Source organism: Portibacter marinus (assembly GCF_021533195.1).
In the GTDB taxonomy this organism is placed as follows: Bacteria; Bacteroidota; Bacteroidia; order Chitinophagales; family Saprospiraceae; genus Portibacter; species Portibacter marinus.
In genome coordinates this window covers 1-2290 of the sequence record NZ_JAJNKB010000044.1, presented here as the reverse complement: position 1 = coordinate 2290, position 2290 = coordinate 1, and the positions used below count along the sequence as shown (strand labels likewise).

The window sequence follows — 2290 nt, the reverse complement described above, 5'->3', positions numbered from 1 at the left end:
ACCTGCAAAGCTAACGATGTTAATCCCTACCAATGGTTGAAATCCACAATCGAAATCATTAGTGAAACTAAATTGGATCAGTTAGCAAGTCTGCTTCCAGTTAAGCTGTAGTTGCTGGGATGCATACGTTAATAATACTTTGTAAAAGGTTGGTCTAATTTACTTATTCTAAGTTTCAAATCTCTTTTCGAAATCATGAAGATCTTTCATTTTTTGTGCTTTTATGGTGTAGAACGGCCAGCGACATCCGGCGTGCGAGGCGATAGCCGAAGCATGATGTGATGTTGCATGTTCTACACCGTTACACAGTTTTATGTAGATGAGCAATAGAACTATCTAGTTGTTTAATTAATTGATTCAAAATATATCTGTCAATCTTGTCAAGACCTTTGTCAATCTGTGTTTTAAGTCTACTTGAAATGATTTCAAGTTTTGGTACCTCCTCTATATGATGTTCTCCTGCGTTTACAGCCCTATAAGTACTAAATACCTCTCTGGCCAATGCTTCTATAAAGATTCTATCCTTAATTAAAGTAATTAACTTATCTGCGATAACTTCTCCAGGTAGTTTGTTAATAATCTCATAAAAAGCATTGGATTTATCGTCTTCATATTCCCAATTTTGTAGAATTTTTAGAGCTTCTTGTTCAATATGAAATTTATTTTTCTGGACAATGAGTTCATTTATATTTTCATATATAGAATTATCAAAATTCTTCAGTTCCTTCATTTCAAAATGTGAGTACCTTCCAAAATTTACCTCAGAATTCTCGATATTAATCTTATGAATTCCTTCTTTTATAATTTCAATAAGATCTTTTTTGGGTGATGAATAAAGCTGCTCAGAATTCAGGTATATCAATAAATTTATCGCTCTAACGAATTCTTCCAATTCAAGATTTCCATTTCTTATTGATTCAACTAATTCCTCTATTTTTTGGTCTAATTCATTTTCTTTAAGTGATCTAAATAGTGCTAAAGAATCTATAGTTGGATTTGACTCAAACTTAAGGATTGGTTTTGTTTGCTTTTTATGTGCGTCAAGCTCTGCTATTAGTTTTTGCTCATCAAGTTTTCCAGTTCTAACCAATTCAAGAATAGACTCAAAGTATTTGTACTTTGTGCCATTATCATAAACAGCAACAATCGTGTTGTATGTGTATCTGCCAAATCTTTCGTGCAGTTTCCGTAATTCGTCATTTGACTCTAATCTTTCTTCCTCAAATGATTTTGTATTATTTAGTGGAGTATAGACTATGCCGTTGGCCCTTTTGTCTTCTTGACTAATAACAATAGGTAAATCAAGAAGACTTCTCATATAGTCAAAACTTCCTTCTCTAAATTCCACTACGTATACCAACGTTGAATAGATAATGTGTCGGATGATAATACTATAATCTTTCTTATCAATATTTTCACAAATCATTTCATATACCTCTAGAAAAAATTTAATTGTTCGAAGATTATATATTTCTAGTGTTTCACATATTGAAAGAAGAAATTCCTTGTGTTCCAAAAGATGGGTATAGTAATCCTTATTCGAAGGATCAAAAATCGAAAATAAATCTAATAAAGCTTGCGATAAATCAAGCGTGTAATCTACAGTCCATCTTATATACTTTTCCTTTATTAGTGAAAACTCTGATGATTTTATTTGTGTAAAATCTCCTATTAAGATCACTCTGAAATTATGTGTTTCTATAAATTCACGATTTATATAGCCAAGTAAGTCTTTATAGTTGTAATTAGATGAAATTCTCTCTAAGTCATCAAAAACGACGATAGTTGATTCAGGAAAATGAAAGTCATGAAATTTTAGTGCTGATTTAACTGATTGGGCAAATCCAAGTTTTTCTGTAATCCTGTTAATTCGTTCACCTAATCCAGTCGTACTGCCTCCAGATGTATTTAAATGATTTACTGTACAAGTAGAGATTATTAAATTATGCAACTCATTTGTTGAAGATATCCCGTTTAACGAGACATAAAACATTTTCTTACTTGCCTTTTTGATCTTGTTACTTAGAACATTCTTGACATAATAAGTTTTTCCTCTTCCCCATTTGCCATTGATCGCTATAGCATAATCCGTATTTACTTTACTGATGTATTCTTCAATTTGTTGCATTTGCTTACTGGTCTGTTTCTTTTTTTATGGTGTAGAACGGATTAGTGGCATGTGGAGGAGCGACGTTAGGAGCTATTCCATCATCGCCACCTGTTAGCAGTAGAAATTTCTTACAGCTTTCTAAAGTATTTTTCAGCTTCATCCAAATTTTTAAATCTTACA

3 protein-coding genes are annotated in these 2290 nt (G+C 31.9%); 1 reads left to right on the top strand and 2 read right to left on the bottom strand.

What is annotated here, in order from left to right; genetic code table 11:
- The coding region (locus L2567_RS21420) for a transposase domain-containing protein (protein ID WP_406626751.1) at positions 1-111 on the top strand (111 nt) is incomplete at its 5' end.
- A gap of 190 nt (positions 112-301) precedes the next feature.
- On the opposite strand, the gene L2567_RS20780 is transcribed toward L2567_RS21420, so the two are convergent.
- The gene (locus tag L2567_RS20780; protein WP_235299789.1) at positions 302-2128 is read right to left on the bottom strand and encodes a P-loop NTPase fold protein; all 1827 of its coding nucleotides are present in this window, start codon (positions 2126-2128) and stop codon (positions 302-304) included.
- Between the two features lie 4 nt (positions 2129-2132).
- Complete coding sequence (locus L2567_RS20775) at positions 2133-2270, bottom strand: hypothetical protein (RefSeq protein ID WP_235299788.1); 138 nt, start codon at positions 2268-2270, stop codon at positions 2133-2135.
- Positions 2271-2290 lie beyond the last annotated feature (20 nt).